26 protein-coding genes and 8 pseudogenes are annotated in these 25,571 nt (G+C 39.0%); 15 read left to right on the forward strand and 19 right to left on the reverse strand.

Annotation, left to right across the window (positions count from 1 at the left end):
• Positions 1-52: 52 nt before the first annotated feature.
• The 5 genes from surA to apaH are packed head-to-tail and all read left to right on the forward strand — an operon-like array spanning position 53 to position 4,381.
• On the forward strand, positions 53-1,372 hold the full coding sequence (gene surA, locus I3B46_RS17290) for a peptidylprolyl isomerase SurA (RefSeq protein WP_004924993.1): 1,320 nt from the start codon (positions 53-55) through the stop codon (positions 1,370-1,372).
• Positions 1,353-2,348: a 4-hydroxythreonine-4-phosphate dehydrogenase PdxA gene (gene pdxA / locus I3B46_RS17295; RefSeq protein ID WP_163762163.1), complete on the forward strand. Its 996-nt coding sequence runs from the start codon at positions 1,353-1,355 to the stop codon at positions 2,346-2,348. The genes surA and pdxA overlap by 20 nt, the downstream gene beginning before the upstream one ends.
• Positions 2,345-3,154, forward strand: coding sequence for a 16S rRNA (adenine(1518)-N(6)/adenine(1519)-N(6))-dimethyltransferase RsmA (gene rsmA / locus I3B46_RS17300; protein ID WP_014657655.1), 810 nt, complete (start codon positions 2,345-2,347; stop codon positions 3,152-3,154). Before pdxA ends, rsmA begins: the two co-directional genes overlap by 4 nt.
• 19 nt (positions 3,155-3,173) lie before the next feature.
• Positions 3,174-3,551 carry a Co2+/Mg2+ efflux protein ApaG gene (gene apaG / locus I3B46_RS17305; protein WP_004924999.1) on the forward strand — a complete coding sequence of 126 codons (378 nt, stop codon included), beginning with the start codon at positions 3,174-3,176 and terminating at the stop codon, positions 3,549-3,551.
• A 2-nt stretch (positions 3,552-3,553) separates the two neighbouring features.
• On the forward strand, positions 3,554-4,381 hold the full coding sequence (gene apaH, locus I3B46_RS17310; RefSeq protein ID WP_104873259.1) for a bis(5'-nucleosyl)-tetraphosphatase (symmetrical) ApaH: 828 nt from the start codon (positions 3,554-3,556) through the stop codon (positions 4,379-4,381).
• 182 nt (positions 4,382-4,563) lie between these two features.
• On the opposite strand, the gene folA is transcribed toward apaH, so the two are convergent.
• Positions 4,564-5,067 carry a type 3 dihydrofolate reductase gene (folA, locus tag I3B46_RS17315; protein ID WP_004925009.1) on the reverse strand — a complete coding sequence of 168 codons (504 nt, stop codon included), beginning with the start codon at positions 5,065-5,067 and terminating at the stop codon, positions 4,564-4,566.
• Positions 5,068-5,236: 169 nt separating this feature from the next.
• Between folA and I3B46_RS17320 the strand changes: the two genes are divergently transcribed.
• From I3B46_RS17320 to I3B46_RS17360, 9 genes and pseudogenes are all read left to right on the forward strand, one after another.
• Positions 5,237-5,851 (forward strand): LysE family translocator, encoded by a 615-nt coding sequence (locus I3B46_RS17320; RefSeq protein WP_004925011.1) that lies wholly within the window; start codon positions 5,237-5,239, stop codon positions 5,849-5,851.
• 373 nt (positions 5,852-6,224) lie between these two features.
• Positions 6,225-6,812 (forward strand): DUF6630 family protein, encoded by a 588-nt coding sequence (locus tag I3B46_RS17325; RefSeq protein WP_223854678.1) that lies wholly within the window; start codon positions 6,225-6,227, stop codon positions 6,810-6,812.
• 156 nt (positions 6,813-6,968) lie between these two features.
• Positions 6,969-7,787, forward strand: a pseudogene (locus I3B46_RS17330) (IS256 family transposase).
• Positions 7,788-7,943: 156 nt separating this feature from the next.
• Positions 7,944-9,037, forward strand: a pseudogene (locus tag I3B46_RS17335) (IS3 family transposase).
• Between the two features lie 42 nt (positions 9,038-9,079).
• Positions 9,080-9,316: pseudogene (locus tag I3B46_RS17340) on the forward strand (RHS repeat-associated core domain-containing protein); the annotation flags it as partial.
• Between the two features lie 342 nt (positions 9,317-9,658).
• Complete coding sequence (locus tag I3B46_RS17345) at positions 9,659-10,255, forward strand: barstar family protein (protein WP_163762164.1); 597 nt, start codon at positions 9,659-9,661, stop codon at positions 10,253-10,255.
• Positions 10,256-10,522: 267 nt separating this feature from the next.
• Positions 10,523-10,639: pseudogene (locus I3B46_RS22770) on the forward strand (RHS repeat-associated core domain-containing protein); the annotation flags it as partial.
• A gap of 84 nt (positions 10,640-10,723) precedes the next feature.
• A complete protein-coding gene (locus tag I3B46_RS17355) occupies positions 10,724-11,071 on the forward strand; it encodes an AHH domain-containing protein (RefSeq protein WP_004925031.1) in 348 nt (115 codons plus the stop codon).
• A complete protein-coding gene (locus I3B46_RS17360; protein WP_004925033.1) occupies positions 11,068-11,631 on the forward strand; it encodes a hypothetical protein in 564 nt (187 codons plus the stop codon). The genes I3B46_RS17355 and I3B46_RS17360 overlap by 4 nt, the downstream gene beginning before the upstream one ends.
• 89 nt (positions 11,632-11,720) lie before the next feature.
• On the opposite strand, the gene I3B46_RS17365 is transcribed toward I3B46_RS17360, so the two are convergent.
• The 5 genes and pseudogenes from I3B46_RS17365 to tnpA form a co-directional block, all read right to left on the reverse strand.
• The gene (locus tag I3B46_RS17365; RefSeq protein ID WP_104873257.1) at positions 11,721-11,933 is read right to left on the reverse strand and encodes an endoribonuclease SymE; all 213 of its coding nucleotides are present in this window, start codon (positions 11,931-11,933) and stop codon (positions 11,721-11,723) included.
• Positions 11,933-12,605: pseudogene (locus tag I3B46_RS17370) on the reverse strand (integrase core domain-containing protein); the annotation flags it as partial. The pseudogene I3B46_RS17370 and the gene I3B46_RS17365, both read right to left, overlap by 1 nt.
• A gap of 28 nt (positions 12,606-12,633) precedes the next feature.
• Positions 12,634-14,157: an IS66 family transposase gene (gene tnpC / locus I3B46_RS17375; RefSeq protein ID WP_163762158.1), complete on the reverse strand. Its 1,524-nt coding sequence runs from the start codon at positions 14,155-14,157 to the stop codon at positions 12,634-12,636.
• An 84-nt stretch (positions 14,158-14,241) separates the two neighbouring features.
• Positions 14,242-14,586, reverse strand: coding sequence for an IS66 family insertion sequence element accessory protein TnpB (gene tnpB, locus I3B46_RS17380; protein ID WP_034167512.1), 345 nt, complete (start codon positions 14,584-14,586; stop codon positions 14,242-14,244).
• A complete protein-coding gene (gene tnpA / locus I3B46_RS22545; protein ID WP_094961085.1) occupies positions 14,583-14,879 on the reverse strand; it encodes an IS66 family insertion sequence element accessory protein TnpA in 297 nt (98 codons plus the stop codon). The genes tnpB and tnpA overlap by 4 nt, the downstream gene beginning before the upstream one ends.
• A gap of 617 nt (positions 14,880-15,496) precedes the next feature.
• Here tnpA and I3B46_RS22775 point away from each other — a divergent pair.
• Positions 15,497-15,658, forward strand: a complete 162-nt coding sequence (locus tag I3B46_RS22775) for an RHS repeat-associated core domain-containing protein (protein ID WP_080574256.1) — start codon at positions 15,497-15,499, stop codon at positions 15,656-15,658.
• 84 nt (positions 15,659-15,742) lie between these two features.
• On the opposite strand, the gene I3B46_RS17395 is transcribed toward I3B46_RS22775, so the two are convergent.
• The 13 genes and pseudogenes from I3B46_RS17395 to I3B46_RS17450 all read right to left on the reverse strand — a co-directional run bounded on the left by I3B46_RS17395 (position 15,743) and on the right by I3B46_RS17450 (position 25,437).
• Complete coding sequence (locus I3B46_RS17395; RefSeq protein ID WP_104873254.1) at positions 15,743-16,684, reverse strand: hypothetical protein; 942 nt, start codon at positions 16,682-16,684, stop codon at positions 15,743-15,745.
• Between the two features lie 126 nt (positions 16,685-16,810).
• A complete protein-coding gene (locus I3B46_RS17400; protein WP_231405872.1) occupies positions 16,811-17,062 on the reverse strand; it encodes a hypothetical protein in 252 nt (83 codons plus the stop codon).
• 105 nt (positions 17,063-17,167) lie between these two features.
• Entirely contained in the window at positions 17,168-17,425 is a 258-nt protein-coding gene (locus I3B46_RS17405) for a PAAR domain-containing protein (protein ID WP_104873253.1), read from the reverse strand.
• A gap of 472 nt (positions 17,426-17,897) precedes the next feature.
• Positions 17,898-18,080 (reverse strand): hypothetical protein, encoded by a 183-nt coding sequence (locus tag I3B46_RS22550; protein WP_102957315.1) that lies wholly within the window; start codon positions 18,078-18,080, stop codon positions 17,898-17,900.
• A 49-nt stretch (positions 18,081-18,129) separates the two neighbouring features.
• Complete coding sequence (locus I3B46_RS17415) at positions 18,130-19,071, reverse strand: hypothetical protein (protein WP_040132429.1); 942 nt, start codon at positions 19,069-19,071, stop codon at positions 18,130-18,132.
• Positions 19,072-19,180: 109 nt separating this feature from the next.
• Complete coding sequence (locus tag I3B46_RS17420; protein ID WP_227698347.1) at positions 19,181-19,438, reverse strand: hypothetical protein; 258 nt, start codon at positions 19,436-19,438, stop codon at positions 19,181-19,183.
• A gap of 114 nt (positions 19,439-19,552) precedes the next feature.
• Positions 19,553-19,771: pseudogene (locus I3B46_RS17425) on the reverse strand (PAAR domain-containing protein).
• The gene (locus I3B46_RS17430; protein ID WP_004925096.1) at positions 19,764-20,711 is read right to left on the reverse strand and encodes a hypothetical protein; all 948 of its coding nucleotides are present in this window, start codon (positions 20,709-20,711) and stop codon (positions 19,764-19,766) included. Before I3B46_RS17430 ends, I3B46_RS17425 begins: the two are co-directional and overlap by 8 nt.
• A gap of 235 nt (positions 20,712-20,946) precedes the next feature.
• Positions 20,947-21,045, reverse strand: a pseudogene (locus I3B46_RS21920) (PAAR domain-containing protein); the annotation flags it as partial.
• Between the two features lie 223 nt (positions 21,046-21,268).
• Positions 21,269-22,210, reverse strand: a complete 942-nt coding sequence (locus tag I3B46_RS17435; RefSeq protein WP_072502821.1) for a hypothetical protein — start codon at positions 22,208-22,210, stop codon at positions 21,269-21,271.
• A 253-nt stretch (positions 22,211-22,463) separates the two neighbouring features.
• A pseudogene (locus I3B46_RS22780) lies at positions 22,464-22,887 on the reverse strand (transposase); the annotation flags it as partial.
• Positions 22,888-22,952: 65 nt separating this feature from the next.
• Complete coding sequence (gene ftsP / locus I3B46_RS17445) at positions 22,953-24,365, reverse strand: cell division protein FtsP (RefSeq protein WP_004925110.1); 1,413 nt, start codon at positions 24,363-24,365, stop codon at positions 22,953-22,955.
• A gap of 337 nt (positions 24,366-24,702) precedes the next feature.
• Positions 24,703-25,437, reverse strand: a complete 735-nt coding sequence (locus tag I3B46_RS17450; RefSeq protein WP_014657639.1) for a 1-acylglycerol-3-phosphate O-acyltransferase — start codon at positions 25,435-25,437, stop codon at positions 24,703-24,705.
• Positions 25,438-25,571: the final 134 nt, after the last annotated feature.

Below are 25,571 nucleotides of genomic sequence, written 5' to 3' on the forward strand. Positions count from 1 at the left end.
TAAAACGATTAACCTGCCTCTGGCGGAACCTAAATCAATAGATAGGACCATTATGAAGAATTGGAAAACGCTTATTCTGGGACTGATGTTTGCAAGCTCCACAGCATTGGCTGCACCACAGCAAATGGATAAAGTTGCTGCTGTAGTCAATAACGGAGTTGTGCTGGAAAGTGACGTCCAGAATATGTTAAACACAGTAAAACTGAACGCACGCAATGCTGGCCAACAAATTCCAGATGATGAGACTCTTCGTCACCAGATCCTTGAGCGTTTGATCACTGATAACATCATGTTACAGATGGCAAATCAGATGCAAATCAATATCCCTGAAGAAGCCGTTAATGCCACAATTGCGGATATTGCTCGCCAAAATGGTTTAACTTTTGAGCAGATGCAAGCACGTCTAAAAGCGGATGGTATTGATATGGCAAAATACCGTAGTGAGATCCGTAAAGAGATGCTGATCGCTGAAGTGCGTAATAACGAAGTACGCCGTCGCGTGACTATTTTACCCCAAGAAGTTGAGTCTCTCGCAAAACAGATCAGCAGCCAAGCAGACTATGAAGCGAGCGTTAACCTAAGTCATATTCTCATTCCATTACCTGAAAACCCAACTCAAGAGCAATTACAAAAAGCAGATGCGATTGTTGCTAAGATCATGGATGAGATCAAAAAAGGCACCAACTTCGGCAAACTGGCTATTGCTTACTCCGCAGATCCACAAGCACTGAAAGGCGGTAATATGGGATGGTCTCGCCTACAAGAGCTACCAGTTGTTTTCGCTGAACAGTTGAAAAGTGCGAAGAAAGGCGATGTTGTAGGCCCTATTCGTTCTGGTGTTGGCTACCACATTTTGCGCGTTAACGAAATGAACAGCGCCAATAAAACCATTTCAGTCACCGAAGTGAAAGCTCGCCATATCCTTATTAAGTCATCACCAATTATGGATGATAACCAAGCGAGACAAAAGCTCACTCAGATCACACAGGATATTCGTAGCGGCAAGACCACATTTGAAAATGCGGCAAAAGAGTTCTCTGAAGATCCGGGCAGTGCGCTTAAAGGCGGTGAGTTAGGCTGGAATATGCCAGATGTATACGATCCCGCTTTCCGTGATGCCTTGATGAGACTTAATAAAGGCGAAATCAGTCAACCTGTTCGCTCAAACTTTGGCTGGCACCTTATTCAGCTAGAAGATACCCGCAATGTTGATAAAACAGATGCGGCACAAAAAGATCAAGCCTACCGTTTATTGTTCAATCGTAAATTCAACGAAGAAGCACAAAGTTGGGTACAGGAGCAACGTGCGGCGGCATATGTTAATGTCATCGATGGACGTGATAACCAATCTAATGACGAAAAATCTCAATAAACCAATCGTAATAACCCCCGGCGAGCCTGCCGGGGTAGGCCCAGATATACTTATTCAACTTGCCCAAGAGTTTTGGCCTGTTGAGCTTGTTGCGTGTGCTGATCCTGAATTACTACTCGCTCGAGCCAAACAACTCAACCTGCCACTGTCATTAAAAAACTATCAATCAGGTAATGAACATGACGCCCAAGTACCGGGAACTCTGTCTATCCTTCCCGTCAATTTGAAAGCACCAGCGCAAGCCGGTGTGCTAAACATTGCCAATGGGAAGTATGTTACTGAAACATTAGCAAGAGCCTGTGATGGTTGCCTAAGTGGAGAATTTTCTGCCATTGTGACTGGCCCTGTCCACAAAGGGGTGATTAATGATGCGGGGGTTCCATTTAGCGGGCATACTGAATTTTTTGCCGATAGGAGCCATTGTCACCGTGTGGTGATGATGTTAGCCACAGAAGAGTTACGTGTGGCTCTCGCCACGACCCACTTACCCTTAAAAGATGTTTCAGCGGCAATCACTCAACAAAGTCTACGGGAAGTGATTACAATCTTAAATCACGATTTACGTACAAAATTTGCGATTGATACACCAAATATCTATGTCTGTGGCCTAAACCCGCACGCGGGTGAAGGAGGACATATGGGAATGGAAGAGATAGAAACCATTATCCCAACACTTGAGAGTCTTCGTGCTGAAGGTATGAATCTCATCGGGCCGCTGCCCGCTGATACCCTATTTCAGCCTAAATATTTAGAAGATGCGGATGCCGTACTCGCAATGTATCACGATCAGGGTCTTCCTGTGTTAAAATACCAAGGTTTTGGTAGAGCCGTGAACATTACGCTGGGTCTGCCTTTCATTCGTACTTCTGTTGACCATGGCACTGCGCTAGAGTTAGCAGGTACGGGTCGTGCCGATGCGGGCAGCTTTATTACCGCATTGAAGTTAGCTATCCAAATGACATATAAGAATTCATGAATAATCGAGTCCATCAGGGGCATCTTGCCCGCAAACGTTTCGGGCAGAACTTTTTAACTGACCAATTTATTATCGACAGTATTGTAGATGCAATACATCCACAACCAGGGCAAGCTATCGTCGAGATTGGCCCCGGTCTTGGCGCACTGACAGAACCTGTTGGTAGTAGAATGGATAAGATGACGGTTGTTGAGCTAGACCGTGATCTCGCTGCGCGCTTGCATGTTCACCCACAGTTAAAAGATAAGCTTACAATTATCCAGCAAGATGCCATGACAGTGGATTTCGGTGAATTAGCGAAGCAGGCAGGGCAACCTTTACGTGTTTTTGGTAACCTGCCTTATAATATCTCGACCCCGCTAATGTTCCACCTATTTACCTTTACAAACTCTATTGCTGACATGAACTTTATGCTGCAAAAAGAGGTTGTAAACCGCCTAGTTGCAGGTCCTGGGAGTAAAGCCTACGGCCGTTTAAGCGTTATGGCGCAATATTACTGCCAAGTTGTTCCGGTGTTAGAAGTGCCACCAACGGCCTTTGCACCGCCACCAAAAGTTGATTCTGCGGTTGTTAGGCTTATACCTCATCGCGAGAACCCTTACCCGCTGAAAGATATTAAAATGCTCAGTCGTATTACCACACAAGCATTTAACCAGCGTCGTAAGACGATCCGCAATAGTTTGGGGGATTTACTCAATGTTGAGCAGCTCACAGAGCTAGGCATTGATCCCGGTACTCGCGCTGAAAATATTTCCGTTGAAGCTTATTGCAAAATGGCGAACTACCTAGCAAGTTTGTCTGAATAAGTATCGAAAAGGAGGCACTATGCTTAACGAACCTAATGTTAGCATCCAAGTACAGAGTGTCTATATCGTCAGCCAGTCTCAACCTGAAATAGGACGATATGTATTTGCCTATACCATATCTATCCGTAACTTAGGCCGAGAGCCACTACAGTTAATGAGCCGCTATTGGCTCATTACTAACAGTGATGGTCATAAAACTGAAGTTCAAGGCGAAGGCGTTGTCGGTGAACAACCAATCATCCAGCCCGGTGCGGTATACCGTTATACCAGTGGAGCAATATTAGAAACTCCCATGGGTACAATGGAAGGTTATTACGTCATGTTAAACAGCCGAGGAGAACACATTCATGTGGATATTCCTCCATTCCGCCTTGCTTTACCTACTTTGATTAATTAATTATGTCGACATATCTTATTGGTGATGTACACGGCTGCTATCGCGAATTGCGTGCATTACTCGAACAAGTGAATTTTGAGCCGCAAAAAGATACTTTGTGGCTCACTGGCGATCTGGTTGCCCGAGGGCCTGACTCATTACAGGTCCTTCGCTATGTCAAAAGCCTCGGTGATTCCGTACGCATAGTGCTAGGTAACCACGATCTGCACTTATTAGGTATTTACTGCAAAATCAGCCGGAATAAACCGAAAGATCATCTCGATGAGCTACTCAATGCGCCCGACGCTGATGAATTAATCAATTGGTTACGCCGCCAACCGCTGCTACAGGTCGATGAAGAGAAAAAGATCATCATGGCTCACGCTGGGATCACACCACAGTGGGATCTGCCGACAGCACGCATGTGCGCACGGGAAGTAGAATCGGTTTTATCAAGCGATGCTTATCCGCTATTCATTGATTCTATGTATGGCGACATGCCAAATAATTGGTCTGAGAGTTTAATGGGGCTACCGCGTTTACGCTTTAGTACAAATGCATTAACACGAATGCGCTACTGTTTCCCTCATGGTCAACTGGAGATGATTTGTAAGGAAAGTCCAGCCAAAGCCCCTTCTCCCCTTAAACCTTGGTTTGCACTGCCCAATAAACTCCCTGAAGGCTATTCTATCTTTTTTGGTCATTGGGCGTCTTTGGAAGGGAAACATACGCCAGAAAATGTGTATGGGCTAGATACTGGTTGTTGCTGGGGGGGAGAATTGACGCTGTTCCATTGGGAAGCAAAACAGTATTACCACCAAAAATCACACCAAAAACGCCGTAAAGATTAATCATTAAGTTATGTTTATTTCCCTTAAATAGACATAACTTAAAAGCTATTCTTTTTAATTTAAACTGAATAGTAGTAATAAATTCATTAGATTTATTTTTGAATAGTGATTTAATTCGCTGCTTTCATATATTAATAAGCAAAAACGGAGCAATACGCTCCGTTTTTAAAATTACGACGCTATTAAATTCTTTTGGTTAAAATCTCAAAACAATAACCATGTGAATTGTTCTCATCCGCCTCATGGTACTCGGTGAAAATAGAATCCCACTCATCTGGCTCGTAAATTGGGAAATGAGTGTCGCCAATCACTTCTGCATCCACGTGAGTTAAATACAGCTTATTCGCCAGAGGTAAAAACTGTTGGTAAACTTTTCCGCCTCCAATCACAATGACTTCATCATCGTCAGAGCCTGTCTTGGTTTGCTTAGCCGCCGCCAATGCTTCTTCTACGGAGGAGACCCAGATAACATTTTTATCCGAACCCGGCTTACTACTTAATACAATGTTGACGCGCTGTGGAAGCGGACGACCAATTGATTCGTAAGTCACTCGACCCATTATGACTGGCTTATTTAACGTATTACGTTTAAACCAAGCAAGATCACCGGGTAAATGCCAAGGCATCGCTTTTTCCATGCCGATAACCTGATCAATCGCCATCGCTGCGATTAAACTAATATTCATTGAGTCACCTTAGAGGCTAATATACAAATTTGTGCTCACTATACGTAAACAGAAATGCTTCGTCGACTAAATTTAATCTTCCTTAAAAAGTGATTATTAATTTATACTCAGTTAGTGATAAAGCCGACTAAAAATAACATTAAAAATAAAATCAATATAGAGAGTGCAAATGTACGAGACCTCCCTTTTAATTGCCACTATCGCCACATTAGGCATGCTTTCCCCCGGGCCAGACTTTTTTCTTATCGTTAAAAACTCAGCGCGCTATCAGCGTTCAGCAGCGCTCATGACTGCAATGGGCGTCATTTGTGCGGTTGCCCTACATATGACTTATTGTGTCGCTGGGCTTGCGGTTCTTATCACCACCACACCTTGGTTATTTAACGTATTAAAATACGCAGGAGCGGCTTATCTGATTTGGATTGGTGTTAAAAGTTTGATGCCAAATAAAGGACAAAACCTAGACCTCAACAATACACAACACGAAATCGTCACTTTCAAAAAAGCATTTATGCAAGGTTTCCTTTGTAATGTTTTAAACCCTAAAGCAACATTGTTCTTTCTTGCTGTTTTTACTCAAGTTTTAAGTGTTGATTCGACGTTTGGTGAAAAGCTGTGGATCGCCTTTATCATTTGGGGGCTTGCTGCTATTTACTGGCCACTGCTGGTGTGTTTGATCCAGAGTGCTCCTGTAAGAAAAGGGTTAGCTAAAGTACAAAAATATGTCGATAAAGTGCTTGGCGTTGTACTTATTGCTTTCGGGGTTCGAGTTGCACTCAGTTAATCAGATGAATAAAAAAATCCCTCAGCCATGATTGTTTAATGTCTGGGGGAAATACATAAATGGTTTTTAAACCATGCTCGCCTATTGTTAAAAACTCCCTATCAATCACGCTTATTTAACGATAGCTAATATAAAAATATTCACAAATAGCTTTAAACCCTAACTCTAAGATTGAAAGATCTGATCTCCTCCTACAGTTAATTAATTCCCCTATCGAATTACTTAATTATTTAACTCATACTTTTCATTATCATCAGTAAAAAGCATCGACTTAACTAAAACCAAAAACAAGAATAATCTTGTTCAGCCTTTTCATCAAATTGTATAATTTAACTTTAATAGATAAATAAAATTAAACATGGGCCTTATGATCATGGAACAAAATACGACTCTTTTTGATGAAGATGAAATGGAACAAATCAGTACTCTTGCCTCTTCCATATTACCGCCTTCCGAACTCGCTGAGTGGAATTCACTTTTGCAAAAAGCTATTCATCATCCCGATGATGTTTTAGAAGATGAAAAATATTCAAACTATTCGGATTTAGAAGCTGTGTTTGATGAAGATGACGACGATAGGTTACAACTACTGTTTGATATCTTCTGTCACAGTCATAATATCGTTGTCGCTATTGATTGGCGTGGTGAAGATGATGATGATCAGTTAATCACCTTTTTGTCTCAGCGGATCTCCCAATTTGATCCTACCCTTGAAAAAGAACAGCTGTTCAAAACGCTTAAAGAGCATGTTGATAACAGTGAATTAGAGAATGAAGAGTTTGAAAGCAGTACGGATTACTTCGCAGAAAAGTTTAGCCTCTTACAAGATTTTATTGAAAAGTATGGCTATAAAATGTGGGTGCTACATGTGGATTATGATTCATACCCTATCTTTATTGCAAGTATCGAGAATAATTCGGTCATAGAAACTGAAATGTTTATGGATTTTATTCCGAACTAAATGAGACTGTAATTTAAATTGTGTATTTGCCTGCTTTTGATAGGTTAAATCCAACAACAAAGCAGGCATATTATGGACGAGAAAAAACTAAAAGCCCTTGCAGCAGAATTTGCAAAAGGGATTAAGACCGAAGCTGATCTTAATCAGTTCACTCGCATGCTGACTAAATTGACGGTTGAAACAGCATTAAATGCTGAACTAACCGAGCACCTAGGTCATGAGAAAAATAGTACCAAAACAGGTATTAACATGCGTAACGGCTATTCATCTAAAACATTACTCACGGACGATGGTGATTTTGAATTGAACACGCCACGTGACCGTGAAGGCAGTTTTGAGCCTCAGTTGATTACGAAAAGTCAAACTCGCATTACTCAGATGGACAGTCAAATTTTATCCTTTTATGCAAAAGGAATGCCCCCCGTGAAATCGTCGCTACATTCAAGGAAATGTACGACGCTGATTTCAAAAGTCACCGATGCTGTTAAAGAGCAAGTTCAAGAGTGGCAAAATCGGCCTCTCTAATCGCAGTATCCCATTGTCTATCTTGACTGTATTGTTGTCAAAGTGCGTCACGATGGCAGGGTTATCAATAAGTCTGTTTTTCTTGCATGAGCCATCAATACTGAAGGACATAAAGAGCTTTTGGGCATGTGGATGGAGGAAAATGAGGGGGCTAAATTTTGGTTATCGGTTCTTACTGAACTTACAAATCGCGGTGTTCAAGATATCCTGATTGCCTGTGTAGACGGTTTAAAAGGCTTTCCAGAGGCGATAAATAGCGTTTATCCTCAAACACAAATCCAGCTGTGCATCATTCATATGGTGCGCTACGTTTCTTGGAAAGACTACAAGGCTGTGACTGCGGGGCTGAAAACCATCTATCGTGCCGCAACAGAGGCTTCTGCATTGATAGCATTGGAAAAATTCGCTTTAATATGGAACAAAAAATACCCGCAAATTAGCAAAAGTTGAAAAGTTGGTATGCGCATTGGGAAAACGTAAATACGTTTTTTGCTTACCCTGATGATATCCGCAAAACCATTTATACCACGAATGCCATTCGTCCACTTCCCCTAAAATAAGACAGCTATAATTAGATTTTCTGCTCTAAAATTTGCAGAGGTCATGATGAAAAAAGTTCGTTTTACTGAGACTCAAATCGTTAATATCTTAAAACTCGCTGATTCAGGGATGAAAGTGGAAGATATTTGTCGCCAAAATGGCGATCAGTAATATTACTTATTATAATGGTGGTATGGAAGCTAATGATGTTAAAAGATTAAAAGAGCTTGAAGAGGAAAATGCCAAGCTTAAAAAAATGTTTGCAGAAGTTAGCCTTGAAAATCATACGATGAAGACGCTTTTTGCAAAAAAGGATTGGTAGTGGCGGAAAAGAAGTCCTGTACTCAGGCTTTAAAAGAGGCAGGTTTATCAGCCATTAAAGCTTGTAAATTAACATCATTACCTCGGGCAACATTTTATCGCCGACAGCTAAATTGGCGTGAAAGAGATCGTGCAGTGATTGATGCTATTCAATCAGTTTTAGCTAAATCGCCACAGTCGGGATTTTGGAAATGCTATTTTCGGCTAAGATTTCAAGGCTATCCCTTTAATCATAAACGAGTTTATCGCGTTTATTGCTGTTTAGGGTGAAACCTGAAACATCGAGTTAAAAAAATACTGCCAAAACGAGAAAAAAGCCCCTTAGTGATTGAAAAAGTCCCGAATGTTCAATGGGCATTGGATTTTGTACATGACAGTTTATATTGTGGTAAGCATTTCAGAATATTGAATATTATTGATGAGGGAACACGTGAATGTTTGGCGATTGAAGTGGATACATCGTTGCCAGCTGAACGGGTTATTAGAGTGCTTGAACGCTTAAAAGTCGACAGAGGAGTGCCGAAACAAATACGCGTGGATAATGGACCTGAGCTTATTTCAACCAACCTATTGAATTATTGTACAAATAATCAGATTGAGCTATGTCATATTCAACCCAGTAAGCCACAACAAAATGGCTTTATCGAACGTTTTAATGGCTCATTCCGCAGTGAATTTTTAAATGCATATTTATTTGAGTCATTAAGCCAAGTACGTGAAATGGTGTGGTTTTGGCAACAAGATTATAACCAAAATCAAACGCACGAAAGCTTAAATCCCCCCCTCCAGAGGTATATCGTAAACAGTTAGAAAACTCTAAATTGCAGTGTCTTAATTAATGGGGAGTGGACAATATCGTTTAGCAAGGCCAATAGGGTGTTTGGGGGAATTTACAGCGTCAGACCCGCCCTACCGGTGAGTTTAACAGTGAACAAAACCTGCGTTTTCAAGGGCAATATTTCGACAAAGAAACCGGCCTGCACTATAATACTTTCAGGTACTACGCCCCGGATTTAGGCTGCTTTACCCAGCAAGACCCGATAGGGTTAGCGGGTGGGTTAAATCTGTACCAGTATGCACCGAATCCACTGACATGGGTGGACCCGTGGGGTTGGGCGAAGAACAAGCAACCTAATTACTCTAAGAAAATACAAGACTTATTTAATGCCGCATTAGATGTATAAAAAGTGGAGGCGGTGTTCCTCGTTTAGATACCAAAGGTAATCCTAAAATATATCAAGGAAAAGAATACCTAAAATGGTAAGGCGCTATAGAATATGAAGTACCTAGACTTGACAACAATCATCGGGTTTTACAACTCAATGGTGTGAATTCTATGGGTATTCCTTATTCTAAAGTATGGATATACCTTAGATCATTATCAAAAAATTCATTCAGACTGGAAACCGATGGGTAACATTAAGTGTTAATTGAATAGAACCAATGTATAAGGATTTAGTATGCCATTTAAGCTAAAATTAGAATCAAATAACGTAGAAATTGGACATGTGGATTTGATAAAAATAATCAAAGTAGAACATTTCTATATGGTTTTTTTGAAAGATATATGGATAAATTGCTCAAATCAGAACTTTAAGATTGATAGCTTAACAAATTTAAGCATCGCCAAACCACATGGATATGAATATTTAGCTTCATTTGATATCATTGATTCAGCTAAATTTAATAGAAATCAAAACAATTGTATATTACTTTCATCACTTGATAGTATTACTAACTCTAGATATATTAATAATTATTCTAGACTCCTTTCATTATGGAATTTGAATGATACCAATATTAATTGGAGAGACATGTCAATTGAATATAAAAAAATATGGTTAGAGCTATGCTTAGAACAGAGCGGCATTAAGTACAATGATATCAAAAAAAAAATTGTAATTGACTGTACTCATATATCTGACATACCAAGTTTATATTGCTTACTGGGTGAGGCATTTTTTGGATGGAAAGGTTATATTGGCAGCAATTTAGACGCACTAGACGATAGTCTAATAAATATAAAAAGTAATGGAAAAAAAAATAACCTTCCTTAATAGTAATATATTGATAAAAAATATCGACACTACCAAAAACATAAAAAAATATTCAGAAAGCTATATTTCAATTTTAACGGATATATTCAGTAAACATGGCTTTTGTGTTGAGTTACATTAGGTTAATGACTACTAACTTAACGATATTAATATTAAACCATATGTTATAGTATTGAATATATAATTTTTAGCTAAGGCCAATAGGGTGTTTGGGGGAATTTACAGCGTCAGGCCCACCCTACCAGTGAGTTTAACAGTGAACAAAACCTGCGTTTCCAAGGGCAATATTTCGACAAAGAGACCGGTCTGCACTATAATACTTTCAGGTACTACGCCCCGGATTTAGGCCGCTTTACCCAGCAAGACCCGATAGGGTTAGCAGGCGGGTTAAATCTGTATCAGTATGCGCCAAATCCGCTGACATGGGTGGATCCGTGGGGACAGTGTGCGATTAAACTATCGAGAAATATGGTTTCAGTTGGTACTCCTAGACCTGCAAACTCAGCCGCTCACCACATAGTAGGGGATACATCTAAAGGAGTGAAACCAGCGAGGGATATTCTAAAAAAACATGGCATTGATATTGATGATGCTAGTAATGGGGTTTTCTTGCCTAATAAAAATAACATTGATGAGTCGCTGTCTGGTATTAAACATAACGGTAGACATCCGAATAACTACATCGATGCGGTTAATGAACGAATAATTCAGGCAGACCTAACTGGTGGAAAACAAGGTGTTTTAGATGAATTATCAAACATCCGTAACATTCTTTCTTCTTCAAGTCGAGATGCGAGTTGGTACAAAATATTATGAGTAATAAAATATATTATTTAAAATCCGATGCAATGAATTACTGCTCTTTTATCCAAGATTATCCTGCGAGAGAAGAAAGCATAATAGCAAGAGCAATGGGACAAAAATGGCAAAAATTTAACAACACATATACCAATATAGTTCTAGAACTAAGGGCTAATGATTTTGGTAAGAAAAATTATCAATTTGACTTTAGCAGCGCTCTATCTCCATTTATGGTTTTTAGTGAGGGTGCATTAGTATCCTTATCTGATATTCTGAGTTCAAGGGGGCAAATATTACCAGTTAAAACTGAGAGCAAACGGAAAAAATTCGTTGGCTATTATCCAACCAATCCGCTTTCAGAATGTTTTGACAGAAAGAATTCTGTTTATCGGGAATATCCCAATGGATTAATGATTGAGAAGCCAGTCCTCATTAAAAGTAACATTACAGATGAGTATCTATTTACTATTGACGAAGATATTAGTCGGGTTTTTGTTACGGATAAGTTTAAACAAAGAGTAGAAGATGCCGGTTTAACTGCTTTCGATTTTTCAGTAGAAGTAGAATTATCGTAAAGATATTGACGAACTTATGATTTAAATTACAAGCTCGTGTAATTACCCGTTTTAGCTACAAATATTACACCAAAGCAAGTAAATTGTCGTTAGATCACTCCCCCGAACAGCGCCTTAATCTTAAGTTTAAATGCGGCGAACTGAGCTTGCTGTTGCTGGTTTTGTTGCTTTATTGCTCGGATATCCTCATAGTCCGGTATTAATACCCAACAGCCGTTTAAAATCTTAATGGTAAAGGAGAAGCCGGTCTCAAAAACTGCCTCTTTCAGCCACTGACCTTTAAGGTTATGTCCACTTCCCATTAATTGAGACACCCTAAACTAGAGTTTTCTAACTGTTTACGATAGGCCTCCGGAGGGAGGTGATTTAAGCTTTCGTGCGTTCGATTTTGGTTATAATCTTGTTGCCAAAACCATGCTAATTCTCGAACTTGGCTTAAAGATTCAAATAAATACGCATTTAAAAATTCACGGCGAAACGAGCTACTAAAACGTTCGATGAACCCATTTTGTTGTGGTTTTCCCGGCTGAATACGGCACAGCAAAATTTGGTTATCTTCACAATAATTCAATAAATTAACTGAAATGAATTCAGGACCATTATCGACTCGGATCTGCTTCGGTAACCCTCTTTCGGTTTTTAAACGGTCAAGCCCCCTTGATGGCACGCTCAGCCGGTAGTGACGTATCAACCTCAATCGCTAAACATTCACATGTTCCTTCATCAATAATATTGAGGGCTCTGAACCGCTTACCGCAATATAAACTGTCGAGCATAAAATCCAGTGCCCATTGAATATTTGGGAATTTTTCTATCACTAATGGCTTCTTTTCACGCTTCGGAAGCACTTTTTTAACCCGTCGTTTCAGGTTTAGCCCCAATTGACAATAAACGCGATAAACTCGTTTATGATTAAAGGGATAGCCTTGAAATCGTAGTCGGAAATAGCATTTCCAAAATCCCGATTGTGGCGATGTAAGCGCTTAATGAACCAGTAAAGCTTTACTCAACCTCACTGATTTCTACGTTCCATGGCATGAGATCCGACACATCATCTTTCGGACTTCGTTTTGGTAACTCGGTAAACAGGTGTTGGAAGTAATAATAAGGGTTCATGTCATTAGCGCGGCAAGTCATCACGAGGCTATACAAGTTTGCACTCGCCTTTGCTCCGCCTACCGACGTTGAGAACATCCAATTTTTGCGACCTGTCGTGAACGGCCTTATATCTCGTTCGGTCACATTGTTGTCGATACTTATATCGCCGTCTTCAAGGTAGGTAAGCAGCTTAGGCCACTGGTTTTGCGTATAAGTGATGGCTTTGCCAAGTAATCCTTTAGGGAGAACGTTTTGACTGTCAAGCCATTGCTTGAACTCATCTAAAATAGGTTTGGCTTCTTCTTGTCGTAGTTGGTGTCGAGATTTTGCGTCAAGCCCTTTGGCTTTCTTTTCAATACCGTATAGTTTGCTAATAAAGTTCAGTGCTTTTTCTGGCTTGCCCGCTTTTTTTGATGGTGAAGCTTTTTGAGCATCAGTGAACTTTCTGCGTACATGCGCCATGCAAGCAGCTTGAGTCACGTCCTCAAGTTTGTCGTATGCACTGTAGCCATCCGATAGCAAGTAACCAGAGTAACTACCTAAAAAGTCTTGTACGCACTCTGCTCTGCGGCTGGCTTGATAGTCGTAGATAACCACTGGGTTATTGACGAACTCACCGCTACGATAGACCCACATATATGACTTAGATTGTGCTTTCTTATCTTCTTCACGTAATACTTGAACAGTGGTTTCGTCCGCGCAGATGAGCTTTTCTTTCAATAACTCACTTTTCATTGCATCAATAATGACTTGCACTTTGCTTCCTAACTGAACGCACCAGTTGGCCAGTGTAGCGCGGCTAATATCTATACCAGAGCGATTGAGAATATCCACTTGGCGATAGAGTGGCAGAGCATCAACGTATTTTGCTGTGACTACAGCGGCGAATGCATCTGCACTCCCTAGGCTTTTAGGGATCATACTTGCGGGTTTTGGGGCTGTGATAATCTTTGTTTCAGTCTGTGTTTTTTCACACTGCCGGCAAGCGTACTTGGTTCGCTCGTGACGTATAACACTAACCTTCTGTGGGATGATTTTCAGCTCTTCAGAAGTTTCAACACCACATTGATGTAAAGGCTCGTCGCAGCAGTCGCAATAAGGGGCATTGAGTTCATGTTTATGAACTTCACGCTCGAGCTCTTTTGGAAAAGGCTTACGGCCTGTTTTTTTCTTGTCGTCGTCGGATTTAGCCGTACTCTTTTGTTGCTCCGCTTCGTTAAAGGTACCTTTGGGTATTTTTTCACTTTGTGATGAGAAGCGCTTTGACTTACTTAAATTGAGCTGTTCAATCAACAACTCAATTTTGGTTTTGAGCTCGGCAACCTCCTCTTGCTTTGCCGCAAGGAGTTTATCTTTTGCTTCGTTCTGTTGGTGAAGCTCAAGCAGCATAGCTTTTAGCTGGTCGATATCATCAGGGAGGTCGGTCATGTCTGGGCTCTGGTCATCTCAATGACTTAAGTATGACAGCAAAAAAGGATCGTTCAAGCCCAACGTGACGATCAGTATCAGCGGTCACACTTCTAGATTATGAAGTGGACGATGAGCTTTGGCATGTTCGAGCGTTAACCCCGAAAGAAGCCAACCCAGTTGTTGCTTAGTAATATGAATGGCTCCGTCCTCACTGGGTCTTGGCCACTTGAAGGTCCCTTTTTCTAAGCGACGATAGTACAGCCAGAAGCCATTAGTATCCCAAAACAAGATTTTCAATTTATCTCGGGTACGATTGCAGAAAATGAACCAAGACTCACTAAACGGATCCATCTCAAGAGTCTCCGCGACAATCAACGATAGTCCATCAATGGACTTACGCATGTCCGTGACTCCAGAGATGAGGAAAACCTTACCTGTTGGTATCATTGTAGCGCTTCAAACCAAGTCTTAATTTGTTGCGAGCTAAGCGTTGCCGGCAGTTCTGCTCGAATGCCATTATTGAGAATTAACACAACACAACTTGTGCTCACGGTAGGCTCTGTCACCACGATAGGTTGAACCCTGGTTTCAGGCTCGGATTGCGTGAGCTTTTTCGACCAATAGTGAAAAGTCTGATAGCTTATGTTTTGCTCCGAGCAAAACTGCTTAATGCCTAAATTACTTTGTCGTTGCTGCTCTAGAATTGCAGTCCAGTATTCTCGTTTACTTTGTTGTTCCATAGTCCCTCCAATGAAAAAGCTACTATGGCAAATGACGAGTTTGTTTAGTATGTGTGGTTCATTAACCGCTTACGTATGTAATCCAATGATGTTAAACCATTAAAAGAGCTTGAAAAAAACTCAACGCTTAAGTCAGCCTTGAAAACCATGCGATGAAAGCGCTTTTTGCAAAAAAGGTTGGTAGTAACTAACGGGGAAGACGTCCTGCGTTCAATCAATAAAAGAGGCAGGTTTATCAGTCAGTAAGGCTTGTCAGATGACTTTGTTGTCCGGGGCAACGTTTTATCGTCGGCAGTGAGATTGATGTGAAAAAAATCGAGCGGTGATCGAGGATATACAATCCGTTTTAACCCAGTCACCACAATCTGGATTTTGGAAATACGATTACCGTTTGCGATTTGAAGGCTATCCCTTTAATCATAAACGCGTTTATGGCCGTTTAGGACTCAATCTAAAATGTCGAGTTAAAAAAGCGCTCTGCGTACGTGAGAAAAGGCCACTAGCAATTGAAAAAATACCGAATATTCAATGGGAACTAGTTTTGTTGCTTGATAACATGGGTATCTTCTCTGCCCGATATTCCCCCAGACAAGCATTTAACATATTGACAATAAAATGTGAAACCTGCTCCAACATCCGCTTCTTATTTCAACAAAGAGGTAGGATTACACTATAACACGTACCACTACTACGCCCCAGATTTAGGTCGTTTTATCCAACGAGACTCGATAGTGCTGGTAAGTGGACTGAATTGTACCAGTATGCACCGGACCCTTTAATCTGAATTGACAACTCATTGGATTAAACAAATTAGATATATAAGGGATGACAGAAAAAAGCGAATCCCTGTCTATTTATCGAGGTTAAAATAGTGTATGAATAACTTTCAATTCTGGGTTAATTGTAATGATATCATCAATTATTTGATTATAAATAGCAGGCATCGTTTGTTTCCACCCCACCATATCTGGACGGTGCTCTATAGCCATGGGGGTTCTTAATAGCGTATGATCAATAATAGGCGTTGTTAACCCGTGTCGTGCACGGAAATTTTTTACGGCTTGGTATTCAAAAGGCCACGCTAATAAAATTTCCATATCAATTTCATAGCCTGTTGAGCTTTGTTCATTCTCATTCTCTGCAAATAATGCAGACCATTCAATATGCCTGTCACATAAAGTAATCAACCATTGTTCTATAACGTCATGACTTTCAGTATAAAGTGCTTCTTGGCAGAATCGTTGATAAAACGGGTCAATAGGAATACCTGCACTCTCCCAATCTATGGTCTGATTTTTTTCACTTGCCAGCATTTCAATGGCTAACACGCCTAATTTTTGAGGACGGGTATACATTGGAAGGGATTTTGCCATTTTTCCCGATTGAATACTTTCAATGATTTTATCGTAGCAAAGATGTCCAACTCTAAAATCGTCACAAGCGAAATCCATTAATAAAATTTCGCCTTGCTCAGCAAGGTTAAAAAAGCATTTGTGTCTTTTATAGTTATCATAATAACCCAATATATAGTTTAAATTCTTATGATAAAAAAAACGTTCAAATGTGTAGAAAACTTTATTAACTTTTTTATACAACTGAAACATATATATCATTGCAATTGATGATGCATTAAAGTCCAAAATAGACATGTAATCAATATATTTATTCTCATTATTATCATGCATTACATCTTCAATGCTTTCAATAAAATCTTCATTTATAAGATCTTCAATGTCATTAACATCCCTAGTTGTTTGATTGACTCTTTTTTCTACATATTTAATTATATCATTTGCTCTGGTCATTTATTTAAACGCCTCAATTATATAGAAAGAACCGTATTTATTATTGCTTGACACATCCAATTTACCATCAATAGCAACCGTTAATTTAAAACCTGCAATATTACTCTTACTGATATCTTTTTTAATTTAAACTAACATTTTCCTTTGAGCTCTACTTAAATTATAATCATTATGTCCTTGAACAAAAGATATATTTACTAGACCAGTATGCTTACTTATATTTCCAATATAATCTTTTTGAGATTCACTTGGCTCACCACTTTTTGGTGTTGCATTTGACCCAAACTTATCCTTCATCGTCGTTTTGATTTCAAACGTAACCCACTCAGGTGGCGGTGGCTCAATTTTGCAAATGAAATCATCTTTATAATCATTCATTATTTAAAACTAACATACTGACTAACAACTGTATTCACTCATTCTTTATTGTTTTACCCCCTATGATTAAAGCACCCCGCTCAAGATACTTTTTTTACTGCTTGCTTAATCCACTGCGACAAGCACACACGCACAAGCCACTTTGTGACCTTCAAGTGCGACGGGAATTCCGTTGATTTTCATTAAACCGTCGCCCTCGACGATAGCACCTGTTGTTTTACATAAAGGGCAATAAACTGATTCACTCACACAGGCGACTCCTTGGATTTGTTTGGCAAGGGATGAACCGGTCAGCACCATGCCATCTGTGCCGATGGTATCATTTTTTAAAATAATTTTACGACCATTAACTGTGCTACGCATTATTGACTCTATTTTAATGAGTCTATCTACATGGTTCAAAAACAGTTTAACCCGTCTAAATATTGTGCAACGAGACAGAGAAAGACAATGTTCTCTTTACGTATCTGCACTGTATTGATATTTTCCAGTACTTGCTTTAAGAATAACTCTTTTTCTTTATAGTTATCAGTAAATTATTTATTCATATCCTTTAATAGAAACAATTCAATTCCTGATTTTAGTATCAAGGGTTCATTACCGATAACCAGATAGCATTTTTTGGCATAATCGATGATTTCACTGACGTTGTGTGATAAATCGAGAGTTTGATAATACTCAATCATACCTTCTAACCATACTTTACTTTTGAGTCTTTGAACAAAACTACTTGCTCAAGATGCTCTTGTACCGTTTGAAATAACGGTGACTGTGCGTAAAATTTCCCACAATAGAGCATGAATGTTGTCTGCGTAACACACAAATATTGGCTTGCTCAACCAATAGATTCAAAATACACATAATTTTTCTTTAATTGATTAAACAAGGCCTCTCGCTTAATTTCATGGTGATCTAATGCTACGCGATGTTCTTCTTCAAAGTAGTGAACTGCATCAAGATAAAAAGCTTGCAGCTTATTATCACAAATAATTTGTTTACTTTGTGCCGTCAGCTTCATGACATTACCCATTTTAAAAAGCGGTAAATTAACCGCCTATTGTTCATGATTAAAATAGTTTATGAATAACTTGCAGCTCGGGATTAATCGTAATGAGGTCATCAATTATCTGATAATAAATTGATGGCATATTTTGCTTCCAGCCCACCATATCAGGACGGTGTTCGATCGCCATTGGCGTTTTTAATAGCGGATGATCTATGACAGGGGTGGTTAATCCATGTTTAGCCCGGAAATTTTTAACCGCTTGATATTCAAAAGGCCAAGAGACTAAAAGCTCCATGTTAATTTCATATCCCGTTGAACGTTGTTCGTCGTCATTATCCCTAAACATGGCCGACCATTCGATATGTTTATCGCACAATGTAACAAGCCATTGAGCGATAACATCGTGATTTTCATTATACAATGCTTCTTGGCAGAAACGTTGATAGAATGGGTCAATAGGAATTCCGGCGCTTTCCCAATCTATTGTTTGGTTTTTCTCGCTTGCCAGCATTTCAATCGCTAGGACACCTAATTTCTGTGGTCGAGTGTACATAGGGAGTGATTCTGCCATTTTACCCGATTGAATACTTTCAATAACTTTATCGTAGCAAAAGTGCCCTATTCGAAAATCATTACAAGCAAAATCCATGAGTAAAATTTCACCTTGCTTGGCAAGATCTAAGAAATGTTCTCTGTTCTTATCGACATCATTATAATTCAAAATAAAGAGTAAATTATAATGGTAGTAAAGTTTTTCGAGTTCATATGGTGAATTGTTATCTTTTTTGTATATTTGCCGCATGTATATTGTATCTGTAGCTGTTAACAAATAACTCAATAAAATTTGATAGTCAATATAACGCTCTGAGTTATTTAACCCCTGTAATTTATTTAAACTATCTAACCTTGAGTTAGATATAAACTCATTGATTTTATCGACATCATTCGTTGAATCTTTCATTATTTTTTCTATATACTGAATAACTTTTTGGGTTCGCTTCATTTTTTTAAATCCTCTGCGACGGACATAGTATCATATTTATTATTAGATGCAGGATTGAAACTATTATCTAACCCCACTGTTACTTTATAACCAGCTATTTGATTTTTTACTAGCTACTATTTATTTCCTTCAGTAAAGTAGCTTCTTTAATAGTTAAAGAATAACTATTTTTATCATTTAAAAAAGAGTTTATAGAGGTATCAAGATGTAGCTTCATATTACCTATGTAATCTTTCCGAATTTCACTTAACTTCCCTCCGTTTGGTGTTGAATTTGGACCAAACTTATCCTTCATCGTCGTTTTGATTTCAAACGTGACCCCACTCAGGTGGCGGTGGCTCAATTTTGCAAATGAAATCATCTTCATAATCATTCATTATTTAAAGCTAACATACTGACTAACAACTGTATTCACTCATTCTTTATTGTTTTAACCCCATTGATTACAACACCCCGCTCAAGATACTTTTTTACTACTTGCTTAATCCACTGCGACAAGCACACACCCACCAGAGCAACCACAAGCCACTTTGTGACCTTCAAGTGCGACGGATATTCCTGATTTTCATTAAACCGAGTCGCCCACACTGGCGACTCCTTGAATTTGTTTGGCAAGGGAAGACCCCGTAAGCACTGTACCACCTGTGTTGGTGGTATCATTTTTTAAAATAATTTTACGACCGTTAACTGTGCTACGCATTCAGAGCTTTCTCCTCGTCACGTTTAATCAGTATGGCTTCAATTTGTGCCTCAAAATCTTTTGGTAATTTATTGCGAGAAAGTAAGAGTAAAGGTTTTGGCTGCTTATAATCACTGTCCATTACCGCTTCACGCCCTTCACGCATAAAAGTATTCACAAAGCTGACAAAGATATTGGCTTCATTAGCTGTATTAAAGTTAAGGTTTGACATGGCTGATGTATAAGGCAAAAACATCTCTTCCTGCAATTCACCATTTTCAGTATTAATGCTATATAACCGGACTGCAAGCATAATCGGGGCATGACCATACTCAATATATTCATAGCGGTCTGCTGAAACTTTCCCTTTTAAATAGCTATAGACATATTTTTTCTCTCGATCAAAAATCAGGACTGGTAGCGGCTTTAAAAAGATTATATAACCCACAATACTGGTAAAAATACCAAAAATTAACGTGAAAATTATAAGAGTAACGTCCTTACCTCCAACTTTATCGACATGCCCTCCCCATAAATAGTAATCGACAAAGAAAACCCCAAAGCTTTTATTGCCTTCACCATAAAATGGTCTAAGCTCCTTAATTTTTTTAGTCAATGTTATATTTTTTTCTTTATAAAGATTATACTTTTTCTCATACATTGAGATGGTGCTAACAAAACTATTGTAGTTATCTATATTTGACTTTATTAGTACACTCAAAATTACTATAAAAAAAACTAAAATAACCAGAAAAAAGCTCATTGCCCCAACATCACGTTTTCCTCGATTAATATTCGCAATGGCAAATTGTTTAGCATTAATTTCATCAATAAAGGTTAACTCTTCAAGCTCAACATTATTTTGGTAACGTTCGTGATTAGATACAAAGCGTTGTTTCTTGGCACGATCAAAATTGGATTTTAATGTCATGTGTTTTTTGACAAAGGCAACTATTCCCATTATATCTTTTCCTCATTAATAAAACCCAGAGTGCAATTAGCCTCATCTAACGCTTTTTCACTGTCGATATACCGCATCGGTGGTAGAGGTGACTCAATTTTGCAAATGAAATCATCTTTATAATCATTCATTATTTAAAACTAACATACTGACTAACAACTGTATTCACTCATTCTTTATTGTTTTAACCCCTATGATTAAAACACCCCGCTCAAGATACTTTTTTACTGCTTGCTTAACCCACTGCGACAAGCACACACCCACAAACCACCTTGTGTCCTTCTAATGCTACTGAGACCCCATTAATTTTCATCAAGTTGACTTGCTCGACCAATAGATTCAAAGTGCAAATAATTTTTCTTTAATTGATTAAACAAGGCCTCTCGCTTAATTTCATTGTGTTCTAAGACAGCTTGATATTCCTCTTCAAAATAGTGAACTGCATCAAGATAAAAGGCTTACAGCTTATTATCACAAATAATTTGTTTTCTTTCTGCCGTCTGCTTCATAATATTACCTGTATCTAAAGATGGTAAACCATCGGTGATTTACCGTGATTAAAATAGTTTATGAATCACTTGCAGCTCTGTATTAATCGTGATCAAGTCTTCAATCATCTGATCATAAATAGCGGGCCTATTTTGCTTCCAACCCACCATATCAGGGCGATGTTCAATTGCCATCGGGGTTTTAAGTAATGGGTGATCGATGATAGGAGTAGTTAAGCCATGTTTGGCGCGGAAATTTTTGACGGCTTGATATTCAAACGGCCACGCTAATAATATTTCCATATCTATTTCATAGCCTGTCGCACTTTGTTCATTTTCATCCCAGTCAAATAAAGCGGACCATTCGACATGACGATCACACAGTGCAATAAGCCATTGGGCGACAACATCGTGATTTTCATTATATAACGCTTCTTGGCAAAAACGTTGATAAAACGGATCGATAGGAATACCTGCACTCTCCCAATCTATGGTTTGATTTTTTTCGCTTGCCAACATTTCAACGGCAAATACGCCTAGCTTCTGTGGGCGAGTATACATAGGGAGTGATTTTGCCATTTTACCCGATTGAATATTCTCAATAATTCTATCGTAGCAAAGGTGCCCAATTCTAAAGTCATCACAAGCAAAATCCATCAGTAAAATTTCGCCTTGTTCAGAAAAATCTAAAGATAAATTTTTATCCTTAAATAGGTTATAATAACTAGCTAAAAAAGAAACATTTCTATGCCAAAAGAATTTCTCAAAAGCATAAGATTTTTCATTCACATTTGAGTAGATTTCTTTCGTATAAAGCAACCCAGTAATTCCCATTGCAGAATCAAGAGCTACAAGATAATTTATATACTTATCAACAGGCTTTCTTGTAATATCTATTTCTATATCTTTATAAAACCGACTATCTATCTTTTTTTTCAAATCTATAGTACTAACTTCTATGTCTTTCAATTCAGTTTCTATATATTTATTGATTAGCTCCATTCTATTCATTATTTTATTCTTTCCATAAGAAACCTGTTATCAAATCGAGAAGTTTTACTAACAGAAAACATCTCATCTATTCCAACTGTTATTTTGATACTCTTTATATTATCAATATTAGCACGTAAATATTCAAAGACGATCAACGACCGTCTAATCGCCGTGGTTAAAATAGCTTATGAATCACTTGCAGCTCTGGATTGATCGTCATGAGGTCTTCAATTATTTGGTTATAGATAGCTAGCATATTTTGTTTCCAACCCACCATATCCGGTGGTTGCTGTTGCCATAGTTTGAGTTCAGAATAACTTTGCCAGTCACTGCGCTAATCGCGGCAGGTGAGAGACTAAAAGCATACAGTTCTTCAATTCTCGGCTAATACCCGAGTAACTCATACTCAGAGCAAAAAACGTATTATTTTATGCTCGACCTCATTCGATAATGTCGCTTGGTGCTTTTTCACCCGTTACGGTTCGAAAGAACCATTACGATCAGGTCTCGTTGCCAGTTCAACGTTACCCGTTGATATTTTGATGGTTTTCTTAGTGATACCATTTCGGCGATTGGCATTGATATCATTCGCCAAATAAGAGTCTCAATGGGGTCAGGATACCGCCTTTGCCGATCAATACCTGCCCCTCTTGAAGTAATTTTAAGGTTTTATCAAAATCGAAAGGTTGTGTCATCAGCCCTTCCTTTTTGAGGTCGTTTACTAGGATGACACAGAATTTCTAACACTCCCGATTTAACATTAATTTTCGGGTGCCACGACCAGTTGCCCCACTGAGCCTAAATCCGCTTTTTCTAAATTGTTGCTGTAGAATAAAAATGGAAAGTGCTCATAGGATGGCTGCATCATTTGTACCAATAGTTCTGTTTTACCATCAACCCAAACTGTATCTTTCCAGCCGAAATCCTCCGGTGGTGTCGGTTGTCCATTACGGTTAATCACTTTAAAACGAACCCCTTCAATATGAAAAGGTTGAGGAACATTACTGGTTACGGCCCAGCGCTCCCACCCACCTTGTTGGCTTGATAGATCAATACGACGAGTATCTTTTGTCGTATTATTGATGCCATAAGGTTCATTAAGGTGAATATCACGATTACGAATAGATGAAGTGATCTGAGTTTTATCTTCAACTAACTGAGTAGGAACATCATCAGTCACCAAAGACATTAACCCTGTTGCTTTGATAGTCAACACATTGGTCGATATGAGTGTTGTTGAAGGTTCAAATAAACTCTTCACTCTATCCATAAAGCTCGCTGATTCACCCGCTGTAATGGTAAGCTCTTCTGTTTTTGCCATATCAATCAAGACTTCTCGACGTTCACCCGGTGCCAACGACAGTTCAGGCACTTTGACTGGTGATGTCAATAATCCTTGATCGGAGGCTATCATCACAAAAGGACGCCCATCGCTAATTTTCATGACATAGCGCCTCGAATTAGAGGCATTTAATAAGCGTAAACGGATCCAGCCACGGGAAACTTCAATATAAGGGTCTTGAACACCGTTAACTAATAACGTATCCCCAAGAAAACCGTCCTCATTGGCTTGGTATTCAGGAACCCCAAAATTATCTAAGCGCTTATCTTGGATAATAATAGGAAAATCATCGACGCCATAATGTTTTGGTAGTCGCAGATTCTTCGTTGAATCATCTTCAATGATCCACATCCCTAATAGACCATTATAAATTTGAGGCCCCATTTTGCCTTCTGTATTCGCGTGATACCAAAGGGTCGCTGCGGGTTGACGAATAGGGATCACAGGAGACCAATCGGCTCCTGAAGAGATTAACCTTGCCGCTCCACCTATTTGAGTACCAGGAACTTGCAGGCCACTAACTGTCATGGAAACAGACTCAGGTAAGCGATTACTATAAATCAGCTTAATATCATCGCCATTTTTTACTTTTACCGTTGGACCTGGATAAGAACCATTAACCCCCCATATATCCGCAGAGTATTTCCCATCAAACGACCAATGTATTTTTTGTAATGTCAAAAATAACGGCTGTCCTGATTTGGATTCTAATAATGGAGGAACAGGGAGCGGGTTTTTGCCATTACCGCTCGCAAAAGCATAGTTTGATGTATTGACCAAACACAAAGCCAGCCCTGCAATAAGCAGAAACTGACGCCGACTGAATGACATAAATTCTCCACTAAACTAAAAATAGCAGCGCTAATTATTGTTAGATATTCGCAATATAAGCCAATTTAATCGTTAATTTTAGGTTCGCGCTAGCATAACCCATCATTGGGCCATAATCTTAAACTTGATACAAATGGGTTGTAATGATATCGCGAAAATAGATGAAACTCTAAAAATATCTATAACGATAAATAAAATTTAATAGTCAAAAATGACAAGATAAAATGTAATTAGACGTGTAAACAGGATCATGTGATTCATTAAATAAAAACGCCCTTTTCTGATGAGATAACCTATTCAGAAAAGGGCGTCATGTTAAGTCATCGTGCCGAACAACTTATTTATTTTGCTTGTCTATTTCAGCAATCTCTTCATCGAGCTGCTTAATTTTAGCTTCCATCAAATCATGGCAATATTCAGCGAGCTCCCTGACTTGCTCCTTGGAATAGTTTTTTGTCTCTATTGGCTCTAACATTTCAACGATCACATGACCATTATTCCAACGGTTGAGTTTGATCCTTCCTTGAGTGGTAGAAACACAAACCGGTACAATTGGTACACCCGCAGCAATCGCCGCATGAAATGCCCCTGTTTTAAAAGGTAGCAACCCACGACCACGGCTACGAGTTCCCTCTGGAAACATCCAAATTGAAATTTGATGTTTTTTGATTTGTTCAGCCACTTGCGAAATTGTGTTATGCGCTTTTGAACGATTCGAACGGTCGATCAAAATATTCCCCGTGATCCAGTACAGAAAACCAAAAAACGGGATCAACACTAAACTTTTTTTCCCTACTGTCACCGTTCTTGGTTGAACACCATTCGACATTGTGACCATGTCATAGTTATTTTGGTGGTTACCAATATAAATGCTCGGGCCATATTTTTTCGCTTTTTCTGGAACGCGGTTAATAATTTTTATGCCAAATAATGTTGATAACCGCCCAAACATATGGCCAAAAACCATCACATGTTTTGGATCACGAGGGCTAAATAAACAATAAATTCCCCCAAATACACACACCAATATTGTATAAATAATCACAATAATGGCCCTAATCAGCGCTAGCATAGAGACCTCTGTCTAAATAATCAGAACTTGATTATCCTCGCCATACTTCAAGTGCAGCATTGTCAGCACGATTGATTCCGCTATCGGCTGGCTGACCTTTACGTATTTAGAGCATAATCAATCCCATAATAAAA

It is taken from the genome of Providencia sp. 2.29 (genome assembly GCF_015832305.1).
In the GTDB taxonomy this organism is placed as follows: Bacteria; Pseudomonadota; Gammaproteobacteria; order Enterobacterales; family Enterobacteriaceae; genus Providencia; species Providencia stuartii.